General features: G+C 32.8%; 14 protein-coding genes and 1 riboswitch. Of the genes, 4 read left to right on the top strand and 10 right to left on the bottom strand.

Annotated elements, in window-relative coordinates:
* Nucleotides 1–142: 142 nt before the first annotated feature.
* Together bsdtb5_RS00510 and bsdtb5_RS00505 are read right to left on the bottom strand one after the other, a co-directional pair.
* The gene (locus bsdtb5_RS00510) at nt 143–3472 is read right to left on the bottom strand and encodes an AMP-binding protein (protein ID WP_271714105.1); all 3330 of its coding nucleotides are present in this window, start codon (nt 3470–3472) and stop codon (nt 143–145) included.
* Between the two features lie 22 nt (nt 3473–3494).
* Nucleotides 3495–5141: a hypothetical protein gene (locus bsdtb5_RS00505; RefSeq protein WP_271714104.1), complete on the bottom strand. Its 1647-nt coding sequence runs from the start codon at nt 5139–5141 to the stop codon at nt 3495–3497.
* Nucleotides 5142–5505: 364 nt separating this feature from the next.
* Here bsdtb5_RS00505 and bsdtb5_RS00500 point away from each other — a divergent pair, with 364 nt between their 5' ends.
* Nucleotides 5506–7332, top strand: coding sequence for a non-ribosomal peptide synthetase (locus bsdtb5_RS00500; protein WP_271714103.1), 1827 nt, complete (start codon nt 5506–5508; stop codon nt 7330–7332).
* A gap of 195 nt (nt 7333–7527) precedes the next feature.
* Here the strand turns inward: bsdtb5_RS00500 and bsdtb5_RS00495 are convergent, their stop codons facing one another.
* Together bsdtb5_RS00495 and bsdtb5_RS00490 are read right to left on the bottom strand one after the other, a co-directional pair.
* Nucleotides 7528–8121, bottom strand: coding sequence for a 4'-phosphopantetheinyl transferase family protein (locus bsdtb5_RS00495; protein WP_271714102.1), 594 nt, complete (start codon nt 8119–8121; stop codon nt 7528–7530).
* 111 nt (nt 8122–8232) lie between these two features.
* On the bottom strand, nt 8233–11073 hold the full coding sequence (locus bsdtb5_RS00490) for an AAA family ATPase (RefSeq protein ID WP_271714101.1): 2841 nt from the start codon (nt 11071–11073) through the stop codon (nt 8233–8235).
* Between the two features lie 308 nt (nt 11074–11381).
* Here bsdtb5_RS00490 and bsdtb5_RS00485 point away from each other — a divergent pair, with 308 nt between their 5' ends.
* Complete coding sequence (locus tag bsdtb5_RS00485) at nt 11382–13205, top strand: acid phosphatase (RefSeq protein ID WP_271714100.1); 1824 nt, start codon at nt 11382–11384, stop codon at nt 13203–13205.
* A 184-nt stretch (nt 13206–13389) separates the two neighbouring features.
* Here bsdtb5_RS00485 and bsdtb5_RS00480 read toward each other — a convergent pair whose 3' ends face one another.
* The 4 genes from bsdtb5_RS00480 to bsdtb5_RS00465 all read right to left on the bottom strand — a co-directional run bounded on the left by bsdtb5_RS00480 (nt 13390) and on the right by bsdtb5_RS00465 (nt 17338).
* Nucleotides 13390–14205 (bottom strand): ABC transporter ATP-binding protein, encoded by an 816-nt coding sequence (locus bsdtb5_RS00480; protein ID WP_271714099.1) that lies wholly within the window; start codon nt 14203–14205, stop codon nt 13390–13392.
* Nucleotides 14202–15254, bottom strand: a complete 1053-nt coding sequence (locus bsdtb5_RS00475; protein ID WP_271714098.1) for a FecCD family ABC transporter permease — start codon at nt 15252–15254, stop codon at nt 14202–14204. The genes bsdtb5_RS00480 and bsdtb5_RS00475 overlap by 4 nt, the downstream gene beginning before the upstream one ends.
* A 158-nt stretch (nt 15255–15412) precedes the next feature.
* Nucleotides 15413–16360 (bottom strand): ABC transporter substrate-binding protein, encoded by a 948-nt coding sequence (locus tag bsdtb5_RS00470; protein ID WP_271714097.1) that lies wholly within the window; start codon nt 16358–16360, stop codon nt 15413–15415.
* A 35-nt stretch (nt 16361–16395) separates the two neighbouring features.
* Nucleotides 16396–16677: riboswitch (cobalamin riboswitch) on the bottom strand.
* A gap of 76 nt (nt 16678–16753) precedes the next feature.
* Entirely contained in the window at nt 16754–17338 is a 585-nt protein-coding gene (locus bsdtb5_RS00465; protein WP_271714096.1) for a hypothetical protein, read from the bottom strand.
* Between the two features lie 337 nt (nt 17339–17675).
* On the opposite strand from bsdtb5_RS00465, the gene bsdtb5_RS00460 reads away from it, so the two are divergent.
* Together bsdtb5_RS00460 and bsdtb5_RS00455 are read left to right on the top strand one after the other, a co-directional pair.
* A complete protein-coding gene (locus bsdtb5_RS00460) occupies nt 17676–19370 on the top strand; it encodes a methyl-accepting chemotaxis protein (RefSeq protein WP_271714095.1) in 1695 nt (564 codons plus the stop codon).
* A 371-nt stretch (nt 19371–19741) separates the two neighbouring features.
* Entirely contained in the window at nt 19742–21352 is a 1611-nt protein-coding gene (locus tag bsdtb5_RS00455; RefSeq protein ID WP_271714094.1) for an ABC transporter ATP-binding protein, read from the top strand.
* A 415-nt stretch (nt 21353–21767) separates the two neighbouring features.
* Here bsdtb5_RS00455 and bsdtb5_RS00450 read toward each other — a convergent pair whose 3' ends face one another.
* Together bsdtb5_RS00450 and bsdtb5_RS00445 are read right to left on the bottom strand one after the other, a co-directional pair.
* A complete protein-coding gene (locus tag bsdtb5_RS00450) occupies nt 21768–24116 on the bottom strand; it encodes a starch-binding protein (RefSeq protein ID WP_271714093.1) in 2349 nt (782 codons plus the stop codon).
* Nucleotides 24117–24543: 427 nt separating this feature from the next.
* Complete coding sequence (locus bsdtb5_RS00445; protein ID WP_271714092.1) at nt 24544–24996, bottom strand: protease complex subunit PrcB family protein; 453 nt, start codon at nt 24994–24996, stop codon at nt 24544–24546.
* Between the last annotated feature and the right edge of the window lie 239 nt (nt 24997–25235).

Here is a 25235-nt window from a genome sequence, read left to right as displayed (position 1 = left end):
TCCTTCTGATTAGAATTTTACGGATTTTTACATGTGATAATTCTTCATATTTCTCTGAATCTATGATATGAATTAATTAGGTTAAAATGTTCTATGATTTATACTATTACTTGGAATAAAGTGTATTCCATGTTTTATACTATTAAATAATTTGTACAAGATCCTGATACAATGCATGCATTTCTTCTTTCACATAACCAAACAATTGATCCATTGTCTCATATTTATGAATATTATAGCTATATTGTACTTTGCAAAAAAGACCGTCCTCACGGTTTGCAATTACAAAGTCAATGAGGCGTCCACGATTAATATTCTCTCCTTCATTCTCTCCTGCTGACTCTCTGGCAGGTTTTATATACCCCCATGTTTTATCTGTAAAACTATCATCAATTGTCTCTGCATTGAAGTAATTGTATGTAACCTCAGGATAAGGAATCTTACTCATTTGATTTAATATATCTTGATCTTCACATAAGTATCTTAATCCACCATAGCCTAGTCCCCGCTTTGGTATATGATGTAATCTGTCCTTAACATATTCGAATGTCTCTATAACATCCTTCTTATCTCCAATCTCCATATATAGAGGAACAAAGTAATTCAGCCAACCCACGGTTCTAGATAAATCAATTGTATCATCAAATGGATATCTTCCATTAAACACATAATCTATCAATAATTCTTGATTTCCCGTCCATTTTTGAAGGCCTCTTAGTATTGCAGTTAAGATGACGTCATTAACTTCAATATCTTTTCCTTTAATCTTATCAAACAGTATATTGGCTTCATCTTTTGATAATAGGTACTTACCTAATACTCTTTCAAAACAGAACAAATTATGGTTTAATTCTTCTTTACAATCAACAGGAATGCATGGAACCTCATTCTTAGCAGCTTCCATCCAATAATCTAACTCTTTCTTCATCTCTTCTGACTGTGAATACTCTTTCAGATATTCTGACCATCTCTTTACAGAGGTTGTTTTATACGGTAAGCAGATCTCTTCTCCTCTCATCTCTTGTGAAAAGGCCGTACAAAGATCTTGTCCAAAGATGGACATTCCATAACCATCCGCGATTCCATGATGTATTAAGGTTAGGATACGTGTTGGCTTCTTCTCACCCATATAGAATACAGCAAATCTTACTGGAAGCTTAGCTAAACTGGTGGCATGTTGTAATTCTTCTGCCGTAGCTTCAATCATATTCATTTGTTCGGACTCTTTTACATCTGAATAGTCATAATACGTAATTGGTAACTCCTCTGGAATACCCTCAATCTGCTGCTTCCACTCAATTCCCTCTTTATAGATTCGCAGTCTAAGACCATCATGATAACTTAATAAGTATCTAATTACATGTTCTATCTGTTCTTTCTTTGGAACTGGATAGGCTTCTACCATAATACCTATATTCCAATGGTCTACATCACCATATAAATTTCTTATATCTAGTAATGCGTGATTTGGTAATAATGGCACTTCTCCTGTTACAATTCCCTCATCCATTCCATTTTCATTATCAATTATCGCCTCATTATAGATTTCTCTAATTGTTGGGTGTTCTAGAAAATATTTTGTATGTATCTGAATTCCTGCAGCATTTAATTTCGACAAGACATATAAGACGTTTAAGGAATTGCCACCATAATCAAAGAAGTTATCATCAATCCCCAATTGTTCTACTCCGAGTACTTGTAAAAAAATATCCAATATTTTTTCTTGTAACTCGTTTTCTGCTCCTGATATTTCACTTCTAATTTGCATAGATTTTATTTTTTCTAACTGAAGTTGAATCTCATCAAATTCTCTATCTAAGAACATATTTTTTAGTTTAAACCTCTGCACCTTGCCACTTGCGGTCTTTGGAATCTTCTCTAACGGTAATACATATTTTAACTCTAATCCTGTCCTTGAACTAACATGTCTTTTGATTTCATTTGATATAGTCACAAACTCTTCTAGATTTCCTGAGTACTCTGGAAATAGAACTACTACCTCTTTGTTATTTTCTTCCTCAAATACACTACAAGCTGCTGCAACTTGAACTCCCGCAATCTCTTCAGCTACTCTTTCTATGTCATACGCATAGTAGTTCTGGCCATTCGATATAATAATGTCTTTTGTTCTTCCTGTTACCACAAGCTGGCCTTCTTTTATAAAGCCTAGATCACCAGTTATAAGCCACCCGTCCTTGGTAAATGCCTTAGAACTACTCTCAGGGTTATTGTAATATCCTAAAGTAACACAATTTCCTCTCACTTCAACATTACCAATTACCTCATCCTCATATCTCTCACCATCATCGCCACAGATTCTTATCTCGCAACACTCCACTATATTTCCAACGCTAACAAATAGAATACTGTTTGGATCTTCCTCCTCTACTTCTACGATTCTATCACCTATAGAGACCGTTATACGGTCTAGCGAATACCACCTATATTCGCTTCCGACTCTCTTAGAGGTCATATTCATACAGGTTTCTGTCATACCATATGACGGACTAATTGCATTCCTATCTAGCCCATATTTCTTCATCTTCTTATAGAATTCTTCTAGTAGAACTTTAGAGATTGGCTCTGCTGCATTCATTAATACTTTTATGCTAGATAGATCCCAAGAATACTGTTTGGAATCTGAATATTCCTCCAGAAAATGCTTATATCCAAAGTTAGGGGAACATAAAATCGTTGCTTTATGCACACTTGCCTTCTCAAACCACATAGCAGGATCTCCTATAAATAGATTCTTCTCCATTATGTATTGATCAACAGAAGATGCAAGTGGCAATAAATGAAACATACTAAGTCCAATCGTATGCGTAAGTGGCATCCAACTTAAAAATCTATCTTCTGATGTAACCTTAAAAAACTTTGTGGTAGCTTTTATCTGAGTCATAATATTTTCATTTGTTAATATTACTCCTTTTGGTTCCCCGGTTGATCCCGATGAGAACATTACGCTAACAATATCAGTAGCTTTCCCTTTTTCAATGCTACCCATTTGAGCTTTGCTAGAGAATTCTTCATCTAAGATTATCGTACGTTCTTGCATATTCTTGTATGTATTACTGTATTCTTTCCGTCCATCCCAATATTTCTGTAAGTCCTCAAAATGACTTTTTGTAGTTATAATATATGGGTCTTCTAGAATATGAAATATATTATATAATCTAAGTTTATGTTCTTCCTTATTAGCAATTGGTACAGGAACTACTATTATTCCCCCCATAATACATGCCCATATCGTATAGATAAAGGTTTCATTGTCCTCTATCTGTAATAGAAGCTCATCCCCCTTCTTCACTCCACACGCTTGAATCTTTCCTAGTAAGAATAAGGACTTCTCGTATATTTCCTTATAGAGTATATTTTTCTCAGTTGCGCTTTCATTAATAAATGTAACTCCTTTTATATCATTATTCTTTTCTCGTTCTAATATATCAATTAACACTGTAACTTCATTCATATCGTAATCCTCCCTCACCTAATTATTTTCCAAATGTTATTGCAAATATATGCATATTCTGGCATTCTGGCATACGTATGGAGACTACGGTCTTCTTTGTTTTGTTCATGCTATATTTACTTGCAAATATCTGATACAGATGCGTTGACTGTACAAATTCTCCATCTACTTTCTCTATAATGTTGCCTTGCCAAGCCATACAATCTGTAAATTGAGGTGGTAGATACCAATCGGATAGAGATGCGATTACCTTCTCACTACTTCCATCCAGATAACCTATTTCAACCTCTCCGGAGAAACTGCCCTGTTCAGAGCATCCTAATAACATTAGACAATGATAGGAATCAGGTTTTACCTCTATCAGCTGTCGTTCACAACGCAAATTATCTACTGATTGGGTGAAGAAATTGGGAACATTAAATTTCATATCATCGATCATCCATATTTTCTTTTTTGGAAGATTTTTTATAGAAAAATATTGTCCACCTTCTGCAAAAGCTATTCCATCCTGTCCCATTTCACCGAATCCTTTATTATTAAAGTATTTGGTCATGTCAATCATTTCTGTTTTTTGTAAGGTTGCTGGTACATGAATCTTATTCTCAGAAGCAAACTGATTGAGTTTTTTCTGATTGTTTGCTTTTAACTCTTCATTTAGGATAAATTTCTTCATCTCAATTGCAATATCGTTTTCGACCTCTTTGACTTCTCTTATGCTTTTTACAATTCTACTTTTTATGAATGTAAAATCAGGTAAAAAACTAGCTTTTAAGAATTTATGCTGTATGTCATACCACTTTGTAGCTGCAAAATCAAATCTTACGGTAAAATCTGAAAATTGTTTTATATCATTTTTACTTTCTAGGTATTTCATGAATCTTGCAAGCTTTTTCCTACTATTAATGACAACAGACAATGCATTATATAGATCAGAGGAAACAAAATTAGTGCTACCCATTCGGTTTTCATAAATAAGACTCTCTGTTGTTTGCACCCTATCAGCAAATACATTCATATGATTAAATATATTCTTTTCATCTTCTAAGTGTAGATTATCTATCATTGTCTTAATTTCATTCATCCAAGTATTTTTTGTATTGTTATCAAATGATGAATGATTTATTTTTTCAAATGTAATATACTCACCAGTAAAACCTTGTCTTACATTTTCAAAATCGATTGGAACATTTTTCTGCGTATATAATCCATCCGATGCAAGAAACCTCTTCTCTTCGAAATCTATATCTAACACGATATAAGCATGTGTATATTCTTTATTCACATTGTAATTAGGATCCCATGGTATCCAATAAGACTTCTGAATAAGAACAACGGGCTTTCCTAAACTCAGTTCCTTTTTTGCCTCCATGATAAATGTATCAAAAGTGGCATTTGTATGAGAACTTATATCAATACCATAGTATTTCTGATATACCTCATATTCATTAAATACATTAGAGCTTAACGCCTTCCCTAGACTGGTACATTGATTTTTGTTCTCCCTGAAGGAGAACTTCCAAGTCTCACATAGATGCCATATTAATTGATCACGCGGTATATCTTCAAGGAACCACCCAATTACCGATATTAACTGATCTTCCAAACAATCATTATGATCAAAGTGAATTGGTACTAAATCTAGAAGTTTATTTTTAATTTGTATATTCATAATTAATCTCCCCTTATATGAATTATGTTTATTCTCTTCGTTGTGTGTGTAAAATGCTATGTTTTCCAAATATTCACACTATAAAGCTTATTTTCCCAATTGTCAACAAAATAATCCTCTTATCTTTTTTTTACGAAACTTATAAGAATCTCTTGTATGACTGAATCTACGGGCGTTCTTTCACGAAAACTCTCTTGTTTTTCCTTAATCAAATTCAGCGATATTGACAATTTTATCTATTTTATTAAGGAAAACTTTTACATGCTATATTGCTGACAAATTCTCTCAAGTAAACTATACTTCTATATGTGTGTGAGAGATGATGATTTTCAAAAATATTTCCTTAACTACAATGAAAGGGTAAATGAAAATGATTAATAATGGATTGTCATTCCTTGAGAATAATGAAGGAATTGATTATAATACAGCAAAAACAGTTTATGAATTATTTGAGCAGAATGTTGAACTGACCCCTGATAAGATTGCACTGGTTTTGCGCGGTCATACTATGACGTATCAAGAATTAAATCAAAAATCAAACCAACTTGCTAGAATGCTAAGAGCCCATTCGGTAAAACCGAATGATATCATTGGAATCTTAGCCAATCGCTCCTTGGAGATGTTTATTGCTATCCTAGGTGTGCTTAAAGCAGGCGCTGCCTATCTTCCTATTGATCCAGAATATCCAAGTGATAGAATCCACTATATGTTAGAAGATAGTAATATAAAAATAATGTTAACTATGGAACACTTAAAACATCTTATTTCATTTAATGGCGAGACTCTTACCCTTGATCGAAACGATTTGTATTATGGTGATTCCAGTAACCTACAGAAATGTAATTCTATAAACGATCTTATTTATGTCATCTATACTTCTGGTTCTACTGGTTTACCAAAAGGTACCCTTATAGAGCATAGATCAATCATTAACCTAATTGAGGGGATGTCTGATAAGATTAACTTCCATCGGGATAAGAGGATTCTATCTCTTGCATCCTTTGCCTTTGATATGTCTATGCCTGAGATTCTTATCCCTTTATCAAAAGGTATGACCATCGTAATTGCTGATGATGTGCAGAAGAATAATCCAAAGTATCTCAATGATTGTATTATTGAAAATAAAGTTGATATGTTGCAGATTACTCCTTCCAGATTACAGCTTATGTTTAACTATGGAAAAAGTATTGAGTTTCTGAATATATTGACGGATATTATGGTAGGAGCAGAGCCTTTTCCTAAGGCATTACTAGAAACGCTAAAAAATCATACACCAGCTAGAATCTATAATCTCTATGGACCAACAGAAACCACCGTATGGTCAACCATCGGGGACTTAACTGGCAGCGATACTCTTCATGTTGGAACTCCAATTCAACATACACAGATAATGATTCTAGACCAGGAAGATAAGTTATGTCCTCTAGGTGAAGAAGGCGAATTATGCATCTTAGGAGATGGACTAGCTAGGGGGTACTTAAACCGCCAGACACTAACAAATGAGAAGTTTCAGCAGAATCCATACCTACCAGATAAGAGAATATATCGGACTGGAGACTTAGCCAGAATGGATTCTAACAGAACTCTTGAAGTCATTGGTCGAATCGATAGTCAGGTGAAATTAAATGGAAGACGAATTGAATTGGGTGAAATTGAATATCACTTATTAAAGTATGATATGATTCAACAAGCCGCTGTCATAGTAAAAGATAATACTTTATGCGCATATGTCGTATCAAGTTCAGATATTCTTACTTCTGACGTAAGGAAGCATCTTAGCAATATTCTACCGGATTATATGATTCCAACAGCATATAAAAGAATTGACAAGATGCCATTAAGTTTTAATGGCAAGGTTGATAAGAAAACCTTATTACAACTAGAACAGGAATTGAATTGCCAGACTATGGTGGCCGCTACCTGTGAGGATATTGACTCAATCGGTTTACATACTATTCAGTCAAGACTTCGTAATGTTCTATCAGAAAATGTTCCAAACAAGCAAGGCGCGCTAACAATATCATTAGACGAACCTCTTACCAATATTGGGTTGGACTCTGTTTCATTTGTAAAGTTAATCGTTGCACTTGAACTAGAATTTGATGTTGAGTTTGATGATGAATATCTAGATTTCAAAAAACTTCCTACTCTTTCTTCCATGCTATCTGTAATTGAACACAGTCTAGTTTAATTCATATATCATATCCACTGCATATTTGTATGCTTGACTGCAATAATGACACAATAAAGGAGAGTGACCGAAAGAGTAGCGTATTGTATTTATCTGTACCTCAGTAATAAAAGCTATGGTTAAAATAATTAGATTATGATCAGAATCACACCAACTTGCTAATTATTAAAACCATAGCTTATTTTATAGTTATTATCATTTTAAAGATATATTTTTTATTTTATCCTCTATCTCTTCTTTTGCGCAAACTGCAACTTTATAACCAGGAATTGAATCATATCTTTTAAAATGATATTGCTTATTCACAGGAAATAAAATAGCTTCATCATTCTCTAATTCAAAACCAAATGAGTTAAGCGAAGTATATAGTCCATTCCCTATGCACTTTATATAACTTTCTTTTAACGTCCATAGATCATAAAAATATCCCCTTCGATCATTCTTATTTTTACTCATCATATCCTCATATTCTTTTTCTGAGAAGAATCTTCTCGCAAGTTCTTCATTAGCACTCGCTACCGCTTCAATATCGACACCTAATTCCTCTCTTCCAATTCCAGCAATGATCCAGCTTCCAGAATGACTTATATTATAATGAAACCTAGGAAAACCTTCTAGATATGGTTTTCCATATTCCTTTATCTTAAATACTATCTGTGAATTATCAATTCCTAATATCTCACTAGCCAATGTTCTTATGATGATGTCACCATATAAGGATCTTTTCTTATCTTCCTCAAAATGATAACGCATGATACGTGCTCTCTTCTCATCGCTTATTAAATTCATATGGTTTTGATATTTCTTATTTGCTACATCAGAATTAATGTTAAAACAATATAGCTGTACCATTCTTTATGACATACCTTTCTGCTTAATTTAAACCTCATAATTATGTACTTACCTTTTTTCAATATCCGTATCTTCAATTGCAATTAATTCTTCTTTTGTTAGATTGGTATCTTTACTTAAGCGCACGGACTGATTATTAATAGCTCTTTCAATTAAATTACGTACATAACGTCCATTTCCAAATCGCGCTTCTTGTCTAGCTTGGCTAAATATATCATATAGTTTATCTTTCGCTGCTAAACTTAACTCATATCCCTTACTCTCGACTAATAGTTCTGATATCTTCACCAACTGCTCTGCAGAATAATCCTCAAATTCTATAATATTAGGGAACCTTGATTTTAATCCCGCATTTATGGAAAGGAAAGAATCCATATCATCACTATATCCAGCTAAAATGACAACAATTCTATCTCGGTTATCATCCATCAATTTAACTAAGGTATCAATAGCCTCTTTACCATAATCATTCTCACCACCTTGAGATAATGAGTAAGCTTCATCAATAAATAATACTCCATCTAATGCTTCGAGAATTTTCTCTCTAGTTTTAATTGCTGTTTGTCCAACATAACCAGCAACAAGCCCAGATCGGTCTGTTTCAACTAATTTATTCGTTTTTATAACTCCAATATGATAGAGAACATCAGCAATAACTCTCGCTATCATTGTCTTTCCAGTTCCAGGGTTTCCTTTGAATACCATGTGAAGTGTCTGAGTTGAATCCACAATAAGACCAAGTTTTTTACGTTCATTTTGTATTTTTAATCTAGCATTTAAACTATTAATATACTCTTTAACTGTATCCAGTCCAATTATTTTTGACAGACTATCTTCTAAGTCATAAGTTGAATTATTTTGAAATCCAAAGTCTTCATAGTTTAACACATCCATCTCATCTGTATTGCTATTTAGTAAGCGTTTTGATTGATTTAAGATAGCACTTTCTATAACATTTCGAACTAAACGACCATTTCCACTGTCATTCTTACCTTTTGTTTGCTTTTGGTCAAATAATTTGATTAATGGTTCTTTACAATCTTCTGATATTTTATATCCCTTTGAGCTTGCTGTTAATTGTGATATGTCGTACATTTCATCTGCTGTATAATCTTCAAAGCAGATAATATTAGGGAACCGTGACTTTAAACCTGAATTAACTTTCAAGAATTCTTCCATTTCTTCTTGGTATCCTGCAAGAATAACAACTAAATCATCTCTATTATCCTCAATTCCCTTTACCAATGCATCTACCGCTTCAAGTCCATAGGAATCATTCTTATCTCTACACAAGGAGTAAGCTTCATCAATAAATAAAACTCCGCCTATTGCTGATTGTATTACATCATTTGTAATTCTAGCCGTTTGTCCTACATACTCACCAACCATATCTGCTCTTGTAACTTCCCTTAACTGTCCCTCTGATAATATTCCAAGTGCTTTTAAGTACTTTGCCACCATTCGGGCAATCATTGTTTTACCAGTTCCAGGATTTCCTGTGAATATCATATGCATTGATATATCTGAAACCTTCAACCCTTTGCTTTCACGTAATTTCTGAATTTGTAAGTTATTTTCTAAACTAGATATGTATTTCTTGACTGATTGAATGCCTATGACTTGTTCTAATTCATTTTTTATCTCTTCCAGTCCATAGGAATCAATCTTAGGTATAACCATATCAAGTTGAATGGTCTCATCTGCTATAGATGCAACTATTTTTTCATCTTTTATCGAGATTCCAACCGTTTGCATATATTCATAGTTATTATTAAGTTTCAGTTCTGCTAATGGTTTATATATTTCTGAATCAATAAAAGTAGTCATCCCTGCTATACCAGTACTAATTTTGAATCTTGATACAACATAACTTATCACTTTATTATCATAAGTGATCTCTATTGATAGATTTTCTTTACCGTTATACACCAAATCATTCATATCAAATTCTACTAATTTCTTCAATTCATCTTCTGTATATGAATCCATGTGCAAATAATCTCCAACACACTTCATAAAATTTAATCCAAAGATATTTTGTATTTCTTTCTCTTCTCTATCGGATAATATGACAAAATACATATTATTTGAACTTAAGCCACTTACCGTATCTTCAACGAGTCCACCTGTTGTTTCTACCAATCCATACTCTGTTTCGGCATACCTTGCCTTCAATTTATAGTTTCCAGTTGTTGCTAATGTCTGAATGACGTTTATAATACTAGAATGACATTTGTGGAAATTTTCAAATATCAAAACATGGGATTTACTATATAAAGCGCTATAAAGATCTGATAAAAATAATTCAAATTCTGATGCTGTTTGATATAGAGATAAATCTAATAACTTAACTTTTCTATATGTGAATATTTTTCTCTCCTTTAAACACTTTGCAATACAACATATACTTGATTGTTTACCTGAGCTTTCGTGACCTTGTATAATAATAACGTTTCTAGGCTTTTCATCGTTATACCCTGTGATAAATGGACGTTTAAATGCAATACATAGGCTGTTAAAATATTTTTCCTGTCCTATAAAATTATTTTTTAAATCCTCTTTCACTTCATTAAATATTGTCGATATATCATTATTTTTTTCCTCTGAATTATCTGCTATTTGTTGAGTAGTTGTATTTTGTTGTATATCTATATTTTGCTGTATATCTGAGTTTTCAGTCTCTGGCTGGTTATTATTAATAGTATCATTATCTTTATTTGATGTTTGAATACTAAGATCGTGATTATTATTTAATTGAACACGGTTAAGTACTTTATTGGGAGAGCTACTATCTTCATTTTTCTTTCTTTTTATTACTCCATCGTTTTTTATTGATTCTATCACCTGATATTCTGGAAACAAAAATTTCATCAATTCTTTAAAACTCACTTCACTACCCCCTAAGCGCAATTATTTCTAATACTTTATATGTATTTCAGCAAAAAGACATTATTATCCATTATATAACACATTTTTTTGTATTACAATGTTTGTTCCGAATATTTGCTCATACGATGTTCTATACAGTCTATACTGCTCTATCTTGACTAGTGGCTGATTGTAAGCTTTGATATTAATCTTAAACTTTAATTATAGCTAAATAAAAATAACAGTCATTTTACATAAACTTAATTCCAAATCAATATTCTTAACTTAGATTGGTAAGTAAGAAAATATAACGGAGGAAGAAAATTTATATGCGTAAAAAACAAAGTAATCCAAACACGAAAAAGAAAAAAGTAACCTCAAAATTAATGACTTTATTATTACTAACTACAATTAGCAGTCAAAGTATGCTTACTGCCTTTGCTGCGAGTGAGGCTAAGAATCCAGATATTGAACCACACAAAGCCTCCTATGGCTACTATGTAGATTCCTATAAAAATAATTCAAAAGATAACATGACACCTGAGACTAATCCAGCCCTAGGCGTTCTATCTGGTTTTCTTAAATTATGGACTCCTGGTAGCACATGGAATAATGGTACTAAAAATAATGCAATAATACTTGATATGAATATTGATAAATCAATTGCAATTGCAAAAAGCCGCACTTCTACTGACGAAATAAATGCCTACCTAGATGATCGCCGGAACCAAAACTACAGTGTGATTGACGGACTCGGTCCTTATACGAACCTATTTAAAGCAAACACGAACGCTGGAACCTCTATTCCCGACTTAATTCCTACAGATGCTACAACAAAAGCTTACGAAGATGCTGGAAATGCTCATGGTAATTGGGCGGATGAAGATACTTCTCTTGGTAGTATCGTGAAACTTGTGAATACCTTACGAGGAAATGCTGCCACTACCTCACCAGCTAAATCTTATTTCCAATACCCAAGACCATTTCGTTGGAGCAGTGACTCAATTCTTCTTCCAACATTAGTTCCAGTAAAGAAATCAGACCCATCAAGTGATGGTGGATTTCCTAGTGGCCACACCAATGCTGCTTATTTAGCTTCTATTGCATTAGCATATTCTGTACCTGAAAGATATCAAGAGTTATTAACAAGAGCCTCTGAATTAGGTAACAATAGAATTGTAGCTGGCATGCACTCTTGCTTAGATGTCATTGGAGGACGTGTTATGGCAACAGCAACTGCAGCTGCCGTATTAAATGATCCGGATAATAAGGAATTAAAAGAAGCAGCCTATCAAGCTGCTAGAGATGTTCTAATCTCACAAGAGGCTAACTCAGATGATAACTATAGTGATTACAAAACAAATAAAAACAAATATACGAAACGCTTAACTTACGGATTTAAACAAACTGGCGATACTACTAAGCCAATGGTAGTACCAAAAGGTGCTGAAGTTCTTCTTGAGACTCGTCTTCCATATCTAGATGCAACAGCACGCCGTTATGTTCTATACACTACAGGTCTTCCATCTGGATATCCTGTTTTAGATGATACAGAAGGCTGGGGAAGATTAAACCTTTTTGCTGCTGCCAATGGATATGGCTCATTTGAAACAGACGTAACTGTAACTATGGATGCTTCAAAAGGTGGCTTTAACGCAACTGACACTTGGAGAAATGACATTTCTGGATCTGGTAAATTAACTAAAAAAGGAACTGGTACTTTAAAACTAACTGGAAACAACTCATTTATTGGTGGTACTGTCCTTGAAAAGGGTAATCTAGAAGCTAATTCTACTACTGCATTAGGTAAAGGTGATGTCATAATTAATAATGGTAAATTAATTGAAAATACTTCAAAAAGCCTAGTGATTGGCGACGACTTTACTCAAGCCAAGAAAGGCGTTCTCGTGCTAAATATTGGTAGCAGTAAAGATATTCTTAAAATTACAGATGTAGCTTCTTTCAACGGCCTTCTGAACATTAATTTTGTGAATGGATATGTTCCTAGCAAAGATACCGCTGTTATTACTTATGGAAAGCTTAACAAGAATAGCCACTTCTCTTCTGTTAAAATTACTGGTCTTCCAAAGAATAATAACATTAAAGTTATCTATAAGGACCACTCTGTACAATTAGTAAAGACTAAAAAATAATTATCTTACATTGATATAAGTACTAAAGTTAAACTCCTTAATTTAATGTACTAAATGTATGTCACTGTATTATATAGAAAAACTTCTGATTATAAAACTAAGTAAAACAACTCCTTAAAATTTGAATATAAAGAAAAAGACAAATCAACTATTTAAGATTTGTCTTTTTTCTTTTTGTTATCATCTAATCACAAGTATAAGGTATATAATACTTTTTCCCGTTCTTCATATTATCTAAAATCTCAAAATTAATCTCATACACTTCTCTTAACTTATCTTTTGTAAGGACTTCCTCTGTCTTTCCATGGCTATGGACTTTTCCGTCCTTCATCATAATAATCTGATTACAATAAGTAGCAGCAATATTAATATCATGAAGTACTGTAATAATCGTCTTATTCTTGTGCTTCTTTAATTTTACCAAGGATTCCATAAGCTCTATTTGATGTTTTACATCTAAGCTTGCTGTTGGTTCGTCTAGAATTAACCATTCGGTATCTTGTGCAATTGCCCTTGCTGTAAGTACACGTTGTGCTTCTCCACCACTTAGCATATCTACTTCCTTGTCTTTAAAAGAGTAGCAATCCGTTAATATCATAGCCTCCGTTACGATATCAATATCAGACTGGCTAGCCTCTGCAAAACGCTTTTGGTAAGGTACTCGTCCCATCATTACCACATCATATACCAAAAAGGATGAATCCATAGTAGTATTTTGTGGAACAAGCGCTATTTTCTTGGCTAAGTCCTTTCTACGATAATCCAGTAGATTCACATCTTCTATCATTATATTTCCTTTGTCAGGCTCTACAAAATGAAGTAAGTTCTTAATAAAAGAGGTCTTTCCAGAACCGTTCGGTCCAATAATTCCATAAATGTTTCCTTTATCAAAGGTAATATTAATTTTCTCTAAAATGTTCTTATGATCTTTGGTTGGCTTCCATGATAATTCGTTAACGGTAATTTGTGATTTGTAACTATTCTTACTTTCTCTCATCATGCACCCAACTTTCTCTTATTATGTTGCAATAAGTATATAAAGTATGGTGTTCCTAATATTGCTGTAATCACACCCACAGGCAGCTCACTTGGTGCAGTAATGGTACGTGCAATGGTATCACAAAATATCATAAAAATTGCTCCACCTAGCGCGCTAAACGGCAAAAGCCTCTTATGCTTTGGTCCGCTTATAAGACGGATGCAATGTGGTATTACTAATCCAACAAACCCAATAATTCCACTTACCGATACACATGCAGCAACTAGAAGAGAGGCTAGAATAATTAGATATTTCTTTACTCTTGAAGTATCAATTCCTAGGCTTTTCGCTGAATCATTTCCTATTGTCATAACATCTAATTCCTTAGCGAACATAAAAATTCCAACTATTCCAACCAAGGTAAAAAAGGACATAAAACTAACTTTTTGCCATGTTGCAGATGAAAAGCTTCCCATTGTCCACAAATACACTTTTTCAATCTGATCATGATGAAATGCCATTAATAAAGATATTACTGCGGAGAGCATCATACTTACTGCAGTACCTGTTAGTACAATATTGACAGTTGATATTTTATTCCCCACACAAGCAATCTGATAGACAATAAATACTGTTATTAATGCGCCAAGAAAGGCAAAGATGCCAATTACTCCAAGTCCCATAAAGCTCATTGTCATTCCACTTAACATAGCAATTGTAGCACCAACCGCTGCCCCAGATGATACTCCTAGTATGTGGGGATCTGCTAATGGATTTTTAAATAATCCTTGAAAGGACGCTCCAACTACGGATAAAGCACACCCTGTTAATCCAGCTAACAGAATTCTTGGCATTCTAATATCCCACACGATCTTAATATACACTTCTTTCACATCTGACAAATCATAAAAGTTCCCTATGACTGGAATTCGATGAATAATAATTTTTAAGCTATTAAAAAAGGATAGATTTGCTGAGCCAACCGATGCTGATAGAATAACTTCAAGAGCTAATATAATAATAAGTAAGAAACCAACTCCATGAACTCTTACTCGATTTCGTTTCTTCATGCTATTTTCCTTTCATTAAAAGTTAAGAGAGGGAGAAAATTACTCTTTCCATCCTATATTCAATAAAGCATATAGTTGTGTAATCACCCGAACTATAGCTAAATAAAGAATAAGACTTTAGAAGTACAGTGATTATTACTTCTAAAGTCTACATACTCTTATTTAAACGCTTCTGGATGGAATATTTTAGCAATAGTTGCTAGTCCTTCTGCGTTACGGTATCCTTGACGTTCTAATATATTTTTATCTATCCCATAAACTCTATTATTCTTTACTGCTGTTAGATCTTTATAATTAGTAGCTTTCATAAAGCTGTCTTTCATATCATTTGGAACAATGATAATATCAGGATCGGCTTCCATTAAGCTTTCTAAGGAATAAGACCAACCCTTAACATCTGCTGCAATATTCTTTCCACCAGCTAATGTAATTAGTTGTCCAATAAAAGTATCTCCTCCAGCAGTATAATCTCCATATTCACCAAAGCCAACAACATAGTATACACTAGGTGTTTCTAAGCCTTTTACAGCTTTCTTTGTCTCATCAATGGAGGTTTTCATATCACTAACTAGATTCGTAGCTTTGTCATTTACATTAAACATGGTTCCAAGCGTCTGTATCATTGTGTACACACCTTCAATATCATGTTCTTCATATAGAACAACAACTTTAATTCCTAGATCAGCTAATTGCTTTTCTGTTTCTTCACTAAAATGTGTTGACGCTATTACAATATCAGGTTGTAAACTAGTAATTTTCTCAATATTTGGTTCAGTAAGTGTTCCAACTGATTCAACATTTTTCACTTCTTCTGGATAATCACAGTAATCGGTACGACCTACTAATTTGCTTTCTACTCCTAATTTATAGATTAATTCTGTAATATTTGGAGCCATAGATACTACTTTCGTTGGTTCTTTATCTAACGTTACCTCTTTACCATCTGAATCCTTTACTGTAACAGGATATTTTGTTACTTCTGGTGAATTCGTCGGTTTTGCTGTTTGGCTTACTTTGTTTTCCTTATTATCCTTTGCACAGGCAACAAGACCTAATGCTAATGTTGCCATACATAGCACTAGAATGAGTTTCTTTAATTGTTTCATTTAATCTCCTTCTATCTCGCTCCCTCCCGAAGCGGATCAAAAAATTGTATATGGCAGGTTTCCTGACTTATGATCACCTTACTTGCTGATGCCTTCTCAGATTCATATTTTACTTATTACCCAACTAATACCATCGATTCTTTATAACAATCATAGTACTATTAAGTATTCAAATAGTTATCCAATGGTTTACCTACAGAAATGATACCATTCCTACAGATACAGCTTTCATCACAATTACAGTAGCGGGGGCTGTTGTGGCTTTTGACCACATTCCCTTTTGACTCTTTTATTGAGCACCATATCATTAACGCATACTATTATATCGATAGAACACTAAGTTTGCAAGAAAATATTAGATTATATGTAACAATTATTACTTTTTAAGTGATTTTAGGAATACATAGCGGTATAATGCAAGATTAAAGCCAAACCTACTACTGTCAAAATACAACCAAAAATAATAATAGATGTTTCATTTTTATTACTTCTTTTCATTCTTGATTTTTGTTCTGCTTGATTTATAAAGCATTTTAAAGGTCTATTGTATAAATACCAACACATTAGAATTCTCAATAATATTACTTGAATAATTGCTAAAATAAAATATATTATAATATAATTTCCATTATTAAACTTATGTCCAAACTGTACTTCTTTGTATCCTAAACTTATTATAAGACTATTGACTAACCAAGTAATAGTGAAAACATAAAACCAAGGCATTACTCGATATATTCTATGAAATAGTGGAATTGCATAGGATATCCCAAAGAAAAAGCAAGCTATACTAACCCATTCTAACGCTTGTACATTATAAAGATAATCAACTCCTCGTAACATATCATAAATATCACAAAACATAAATAACACTTGCCTAAACATAATATAAAGTGTATATATTAAAAACGCAAAGTATGCCACTGCAACTAAGTCGCACAACCTATTCCAACACCATGATATATTTTTATTCGTCATATTATTAAATCCTCTAACTTTCTATATATTTTTGTTCAATTAGCCTTCTGTATATACCATGTAATTCCAATTTTCTTACATATTATATCATATTTAATTTTAATTTTATATTTTTTTATATAACTGCATAGTATTATTTGGAAATATTTTCATTGCCTATATTACATTTAATTTCAATATCAACTTTAAATTACATTTTTAATAATATAGTATTATTTTTATTATAATTTATTTATAAATATACATTTTTCATCATTTTTATACATTTTATTGAAATTATGCAGTAATATGTTATAATTTTAATGCGATAATTATATCGGGAAGGAGAAAAAAATATATGAATTTTAAACAACGCCTAATCCTATCGCTCTCTGTTTTTACATTATCTGTCATTATGATTACAATAGCAATCACCTATTTCTTTACACAAAATAGTATTGCTTCTAACTTTAATGATAATATAAAAAAGAGCTCGATTCTAGGATTTAGCTATCTTGATGCCAAGTATCCAGGGGAGTGGACACTTGTGGACAACAAACTTTATAAAGGTGAAGTTTGTATGAACGAAAACTATGACTTTGTAGATGAAATGAGCAAAGATACGGGTTATATGGTAACCATATTCTCTGGTGACACTAGAATCTCTACAAGTATCGTAGATGATAACGGTGAACGCTATATTAACACCAAAGCTTCCTCCAAAGTTATTGAAACTGTATTAAACAAAGGTCAAAACTATAATGGAACAACAATAATTAATGGAAAAGAAGTTCAGACCTACTATATTCCAATTAAAGACAGCCAAGGAACTATTATTGGTATGTACTTTACAGGAATCAAGCCTATTACAATCAGCACTGCTGAAAAAAGTATAATAACAGGCGTAATCCTATTCTTATTGATTCTGTTAATCGTAATTATATCTTTTATGTATCTATATTTTAAAAAGGTTCTAAGTAGCTTGTCCGAATCAGCACACCAATTTAAATTAATGTCTACCAAAGATTTTTCAAAACCATTCTCTGAAAAATCCTTACAATTAAAAGATGAATTTGGCCAAATCTCGAATTCTGCAAATGAGATGAAACACATTGTAGGAAACGTAATTCAATATATTGTTAGTTCTACAACTAGCATCAATAATGCAATTAATCAGACAACAGATCGAATCACAGATCTGACAAGCAATATACAAAATGTATCTGCAATCACAGAAGAACTTTCCGCTGGATTTGAAGAGACCGCTGCTTCTGCAGAAGAAATGAACGCTGCTACTCTAGAAATTGAAACAAAAATTCGTGAAGTATCTACTAGAGCAAACGAGGCAAGTTCAAAAGCTGATAATATAAAAGACCATGCTTTATCTGTAAAAACAAAAGCTCTTGATTCACAAAATAATATGGCTTCTATGATTGTTGAAAACAAAGAATTAATACAAAATGCGATTGAACAATCTAAGAGTATTGATAAGATAACTATTTTATCCGATTCAATTTTAGAAATAACAAGACAAACAAACCTATTAGCATTAAATGCTTCCATAGAGGCAGCAAGAGCTGGTGAAAGTGGAAAAGGATTTGCAGTTGTTGCAGATCAGATTAAAACCTTAGCGGAATCTTCACATAATGCAGTAAATGAGATTCAAGATGTTATTTCTATTGTCTTAGGATCAGTAAATAACCTAGTTTCATGTTCTGAAAATCTCATTGATTTCGTAGATACTAAAGTAGTGTCTGACTATGATATGTTAGTACATACTGGTGAGCAGTATTTTAATGATACTAAGTACTTTGATAGTATCCTAAATCAGTTTAAAGATACCTCAAATCAGTTATTAGTCACTATGGAGAATGTAACAAAAGCAATTAATGAAGTTGCAATAACTACTAACGATAGCGTGGAAGGGGTTTCGAATATTGCGAATGATATTATGGTAATCACTTCTCAATCGGAACAGATTCTATCCTTAACAGAAAGTAGTAGAAATAACTCAAATGAGTTAGGAAACTATGTATCTGATTTTAAATTTTAAGATAGTTACCATAATTTTAAACAAATTTTAATTTCATAATATTTCTGTCCTTGAAAAGAGTAGTTCGATTTAACTACTCTTTTCGTTTTACGTGAACCTTATTCTCTTTAATAATATTTCCCTCTATATACTTCCATTTCAACACCCTGACATGTTAATATTTGACTTTTCACTTATTATGTGATATCTATTAAGTATTAACTGGTTAACATTATATTAATTTTTGAGTAAGTTATAAAATAATATAAATGTTTAAATAACTTGAAAGGCAGGAAACTAAAAATGGTAAAACGTCGTCTATCCTTCTAACAATAGAAGGAAAAATCATAACCTTCTATTGTTTTTAATAAAAACAAACAGGAGGACTCATTATGAGTAAATATATAAAGAAAAATAAATTTTTATTATTTGGTATTATTGTAACCCTAGTTATAAGCTCTATTTTTGCGGTAATGGTGCAGTTTTTAAAAGGTGATGTTCTTGATTATGCTTTATTAAGAAATGACACTAAAACTTTAATGTATGCTATTTTATTAGTATCCTTTATTTTATTAGAAATTGCTTTTCAATTTGGTTATGATTATTTAAGAGCACATTTTTCAATACGATGTGTAAAGGAACTAAGAGAAGATTTCTTTCGAAGTATGATATACAGAACCTATATGAACTTTACATCCAAAAGTAATGGTGACTATATTGCCAAATATACCAATGATGTCGATATGATTCAAACGTTGTATTTTGGTACTATTCCTTTATTTTTAGAAATATTAATCAAAGTAATCTTAGTTAGTATATCATTATTTCTGCTAGATTGGAGACTAGCAATTGTAACTCTTATTCTCTTAACAACCCCTCTCTATATTCCAAAGCTAATTGAGAAGAAGCTTCAAAACTCTCAAAAGGAATATAGTGAAGCTGTAGAGCAGCATTTATCAAGAGTTACCGATTGGCTGTCCGGTTTTGAAATCATTAAGAATTATTCTATCGAACATAAAATATTTACTGCCTTTCAGAAATCGAATGAATATACACTACATAAAGCTTTACATAATAAACAATTAAATTATGTTGCTGGCTTGATTTCCACTCTAATCTCCTATTTATCTTACTTTATTGTTTTATCAATTGCTGCTGTATTTGTATTAATAGGAGAATTTACTGCTGGCGACTTTTTTGTAGCAATAGGAATGATAGATCAACTTTCTTATCCGTTAATTGCATTGTCACAATTTATACAAGATCTTATTTCCATCAAGCCTATCTGTTATGACATGGCAAAGTTCATTGAAGAGGGAGCTGCTTATCTACCAGAAAATAAAGCTTCTTACCAACACATGGTAACAAATGACTTTAATCATAGCATTTATTTATCCAATATAACCTTTGGCTTCCAAGAGGGCGAAGAACTTATCCACAATTTTTCTGCTGAATTTAAAAAGAATCAACATTATTTGATAAAAGGAAGAAGTGGGTGTGGAAAAACTACTCTAATTAATCTATTACTTAAATACTATTCACTAACTGAAGGTACTATAATGATGGATGGAGAACTCCTAACCGAGGATACTAATGTTTATGATTTTATCACCATAGTAAGACAAGAAGCATTCCTCTTTATGGATACATTGAGAAATAATCTATCGATGTATACGAATTGTAGCGATGATGACTTAATTCTAGCCTTAAAGGAAGTAAACCTTATGAAATATGCCAGCAAAGAATGCCTTGATATGCTAATTTCTGAAGGCGGTAATAATCTTTCTGGTGGTGAAAAGAAGCGGATCTGTATTGCTCGTGCTCTATTAAGAAATACGAATGTACTGATCTTTGATGAACCCTTAGCAAATCTTGATATGGAGAATATGTTGATTATCGAGGATGTGTTACTTAAGATATCAGACAGAACCGTTATTATTGTCTCACATCAATTTACTGAAAATAATTACACTCGACTTGATCATGTAATTACCATGAACTAAATTAATAAGAGGATTATGTAATATGCGCTATTACATAATCCTCTATTTTATTATTGTATGTAGGAATCTTTCATTTTGTTTACTTTAAAAGCGACTTTTGACCCTCTAATCACATGAGTTGCCCGACAAATGACCTGTTTCAAAATCTTGCCTGGCAATTTGCACAAAACATAAAAAATGAATTCGCCTTTGAATATGTATTAGAAGATCTTGTTCTCGGATCATTTCGTGTTATATGCTAGGACAGATCTGTCTGAACGAAGGGAGTTATCTGTCCTAGCATATGTTTTACACAAAATGATCTGAGAACTAGAACTTCTTATACATACTCAATGAAGCATAAGTTTTTCTGTTTTGTGCAAATTGCCTAGACTGTCTCCCAAACAGGTCATTTGTCGGGCAACATCATCACCTCTTAATATTCCGACCAAGTTCCATTTCTTAATATCATACTTTTCTGTAACAAATACCCTTGTTGATTGGCACTTGGGATCTGTGTACTTCCATTATTAAAGATAACTCGAGTGGATGTGGTACTCCAACCATCGGGAAGGATATAACTATACAACCCACTAGAATCCTTTGTCATTGCTACTCCTGGCCATGCAGCCACCTTCTTTACACTTGTTCCACTTTCATCATACACATAGATATTTACATTACTCCAGTTGTAGGTGGAATTGTCAAAGTAAGCAACAACACTTTGCACTGGATTATTACCATTATAGATAATCCAATTACCATTCTGATAGATCATCTTTCCTTCTAGAAGATATCCGGTTTGCTTAGCTGCTGGAATCTGAGAACTTCCTCCATTATTAAATATAACCCTTGTTGTTCCTGTGTTCCAGTCTTCTGAAAGAGTATAACTATATAATCCATTGGATTCTTTCGTCATTGCTACTCCTGGCCATGCTGCTACTTGCTTTACAGAACTTCCACTTTCATCATATACATAGACATTAACATTGTTCCAATTGGTGGAGGAATTATCAAAGTATGCTACTTTCTGACTTGGGATAGGAGAAACTGTTGGTGTAGGGGTTGGCGATGATTGCTTTGATACTGTAAAGCTCCAATTTGCACTACTATTATTATCCCATACACTACCATTCGTAAACACTAAGTTCAATGATGTAGTTGCACTTTCTGGTACCGTTACCGATACAGACCAAGTATTATCACTTATCTTAGTCATAGGCACATTCTGTGGATTCTTCCAATTGTCATATCCCCAATGAAGACTGACATTACTGGAATTAGTAAGACTTCTTCCTGTTGCATTATAGGTAATTGATACTGGTTGGCCAACTACAGGTGTTGCTGGGTCAACCTTCACTACATCTCCAATTGGTGTCACTGTTGGACTTGTGCTAGGTGTTGGATTAATTCCATCTTGATATAATACAATAATACGATTGCCAGGTACATTTCCTGTTATTGTACCACCAGATACATTAAATGTAGCACCAGAGCCACCATTATCAGTATACGTACCACTTGTTAAATTAGTAGCACTACTCAAATAGAAGCTTCCACCTTCATTAATAATTGCTGTTCCTATTCTTCCTCTATCTACTAACATACAACTATTATTATTGGAATATCTTAAGTATTCACTTTGTCCAATCATTGCATTGTGAAACCAGTTAACTGCCGCAATCTCTGTATTCTCAAAGTCTGTAGTTCCTACGGAACCCATGGAACCAGTTCTTCTTGAAAGATACATTGGAGTAACATTATCTCTTGCTGCTAGGATTCCCCATGCAATCTTTCTTTGATCATCATTGATTCCAGACTCATTATGTTCATAATTATCATGATTCTCTACATAAGATACTCTTCTATTCGCAGGAAGGTTTACATTCCAATTCTGTGCTACGCTTAGATTCGAACTCTTTACTGCATTTCTTAGCGTACTTCCATAATAATGATCTGTAACACTCATAAAGCTTGCATAACCTTGTATATTATCAGATTCACTATTTGCTTCGTCTAGAACTTCACCATAGATAAATACATTCTTATTTGTTAGATTTCCTAATACATTGGTCCAATAGTTTCCTGCCCAAGCTTTGTTCGCATCCTCTCCTACATTCGTCTCAATATGCTTTGCTGCGTCAAATCGGAACCCATCTGCCCCACAAGCAATACAGTCATTTAAGAAAGAGATTGCTTTAGCTTGTACCTCTGAACTCTGTGTATTAAGGTCTGGCATACCAATTCCTTGTTGAGTTACTGCCCATCTATTCTTCCAATCGCTGCATTGTCCCTTGTTATGATAAAAATCAGTACGTTTGAATTCGCTACTTACTTGATCAGATACGACATCCTCTTGACCTTTGCCTTGGTTTGCCACATGATTCATTATTACATCAACAATAACATCAATATTATATTTCTCTGCCTCCGAACATAAATCTTGAAATTCTTGTCTTGAACCAAGTGGATTACCAATACTTTGATTGATTGGTTGATATAAGCTCCACCACTCAGAACTATTTTTCGCACCTTGTATTGGCGACACCTGTATTGCTTTGAAACCAGCTGCTGCTATCTCAGGAAGTTTACTCTTAATATTATTAAATGACCACATATGCATCTGAATGATAAGTCCATCTCTTGTATTAACATTAGCTAAACTATTTGTTGTTGCTGCTTGGGATGTAATAGTACTAGTTGCTTGTTGTGGTAAGATCTGTAATGTCAAGACTAATGCAAGTAAGATAGCAAGTATTCCTCTTAAATAACGTTTATTTCTCATAACTATCCTTCTCCTTATTTATTATTTTCTAGACAATTCTTCTTCCCTACGCAGTAATATCTTAGCTGGCTCACACTCCTTTTCTATGATTGATAATCTTCTTTTGCACATCTCTTAAGTTAGCATATTATTAAACTAATCTTTCCTTATCATAAGACAAAGACTTAAGATTCATCCTTTTCGTATTTTTTTGTATAACTTACACATACTATGTATTTTATCTATGAATTTTTTATCTAATGTTTACAATTATATTAACATTTTCGTATTATTTCGTCAATGATATTTTACATTTATTGGAATATTTATCATTATTTCTTTAGTAATTTTTCTAATATATTCGACGTTCAATATAAAAGAGGCTTTTGTAAACTAGCTGCATAAGCTATTACAAAAGCCTCTTTTATATTAGATTCACATTATTCTGCTATTCAAACACTACACTTTTATCCATACGCTCTAACTTAATAACAATATAAGGGTATGTAAGCGCCTGAGTAACCACCTCATTCTTTTTTGGCCCCATAAGGGTAGTATCCACATATATTGCATTTTTTGTTAAAAATAAATCATCTACCGTGATACTATAACCTCCCGTATTCTGTTGTCCATACCCAATTGCGATATATAAATATTCCGAGTCAGTGTAAGAAAATTCAAATGGCTGTTCTTTCTTTTGCTCAATAATCTTCATTAATTCTTCTGGTACATCTGCATCTTGAACGACTGTAAATTCCAGATCTTTAATCTTTTTAACCTCTGCATTACTATTTTTACATGCACCAAATAGAAAACATGAGAATAAAATAACTGTAATACATAATATGACGCTCTCCATTTTTCTCCGAAACAAGTTTTGAGTCCATAATGTAGTTCTCATACGTCCTCCTATAAAAAGTTTTCTTATCTAAATATTATGTACTTTTTATATAATTATGTACTATTTTCTAAAGGAAGTTTTGCCTTTCAAGATTAGACTGGTGAAGATTATAACTTAATCACTTATATATGGCTTCTTTCTGTTTTTATTATAAATAATTAGCAAAATAGCAGATCACTTAAACAGTGAATACTAAAGAAGTCCCTTAAAGAAAACTTATCCGAATATCACTGTATAAA

The sequence above is a fragment of the Anaeromicropila herbilytica genome, assembly GCF_016591975.1.
In the GTDB taxonomy this organism is placed as follows: domain Bacteria; phylum Bacillota; class Clostridia; order Lachnospirales; family Lachnospiraceae; genus Anaeromicropila; species Anaeromicropila herbilytica.
The sequence above is the reverse complement of the archived record's forward strand: the minus strand, read 5'-3'. Positions and strand labels throughout refer to the sequence as shown.

Bases quoted from the DNA above. Each gene is read 5' to 3' on its own strand.
- bsdtb5_RS00470 (WP_271714097.1), bottom strand. From the start codon at position 16,360: ATGAAACAATTAAAGAAACTCATTCTAGTGCTATGTATGGCAACATTA.
- bsdtb5_RS00495 (WP_271714102.1), bottom strand. From the start codon at position 8,121: ATGAATTTAATAAGCGATGAGAAGAGAGCACGTATCATGCGTTATCAT.
- bsdtb5_RS00475 (WP_271714098.1), bottom strand. From the start codon at position 15,254: ATGAAGAAACGAAATCGAGTAAGAGTTCATGGAGTTGGTTTCTTACTT.
- bsdtb5_RS00450 (WP_271714093.1), bottom strand. From the start codon at position 24,116: ATGAGAAATAAACGTTATTTAAGAGGAATACTTGCTATCTTACTTGCA.
- bsdtb5_RS00510 (WP_271714105.1), bottom strand. From the start codon at position 3,472: ATGAATGAAGTTACAGTGTTAATTGATATATTAGAACGAGAAAAGAAT.
- bsdtb5_RS00505 (WP_271714104.1), bottom strand. From the start codon at position 5,141: ATGAATATACAAATTAAAAATAAACTTCTAGATTTAGTACCAATTCAC.
- bsdtb5_RS00460 (WP_271714095.1), top strand. From the start codon at position 17,676: ATGAATTTTAAACAACGCCTAATCCTATCGCTCTCTGTTTTTACATTA.
- bsdtb5_RS00445 (WP_271714092.1), bottom strand. From the start codon at position 24,996: ATGAGAACTACATTATGGACTCAAAACTTGTTTCGGAGAAAAATGGAG.
- bsdtb5_RS00480 (WP_271714099.1), bottom strand. From the start codon at position 14,205: ATGATGAGAGAAAGTAAGAATAGTTACAAATCACAAATTACCGTTAAC.
- bsdtb5_RS00485 (WP_271714100.1), top strand. From the start codon at position 11,382: ATGCGTAAAAAACAAAGTAATCCAAACACGAAAAAGAAAAAAGTAACC.
- bsdtb5_RS00465 (WP_271714096.1), bottom strand. From the start codon at position 17,338: ATGACGAATAAAAATATATCATGGTGTTGGAATAGGTTGTGCGACTTA.
- bsdtb5_RS00500 (WP_271714103.1), top strand. From the start codon at position 5,506: ATGAAAATGATTAATAATGGATTGTCATTCCTTGAGAATAATGAAGGA.
- bsdtb5_RS00455 (WP_271714094.1), top strand. From the start codon at position 19,742: ATGAGTAAATATATAAAGAAAAATAAATTTTTATTATTTGGTATTATT.